The organism is Streptomyces sp. NRRL F-6676, from assembly GCF_000725625.1.
Lineage (GTDB): Bacteria > Actinomycetota > Actinomycetes > Streptomycetales > Streptomycetaceae > Streptomyces.
Window position 1 is genome coordinate 1 of sequence record NZ_JOHS01000145.1, and the last position, 287, is coordinate 287.

The window sequence follows — 287 nt, forward strand, 5'->3', positions numbered from 1 at the left end:
CCGGCGAAGTGCTTGAGGGTGGCGACGATGCCGGCGGACTCCAGGCCCTGGACGTAGGCGGTGGCGACGGTGCCGACGAGGTAGGGGTCCTCGCCGATGGTCTCCTCCACCCGGCCCCAGCGGGCGTCGCGCACCACGTCGAGGACGGGCGCGAGCCCCTGGTGGATGCCGACCGCGCGCATGTCGCGGCCGATGGCGGCGGCCATCTTCCGCACCAGGTCCGGGTCGAAGGTGGCGCCCCAGGACAGCGGCACCGGGTAGGCCGTGGCCCCCCAGGCGGCGAAGCC

At 75.3% G+C, this 287-nt stretch carries 1 protein-coding gene; it reads right to left on the bottom strand.

Annotated features, from left to right (window positions below):
* Positions 1-287 (bottom strand): glycoside hydrolase family 3 N-terminal domain-containing protein (locus IO29_RS31380; protein ID WP_033227688.1); only part of this gene is annotated, 287 nt, incomplete at both ends.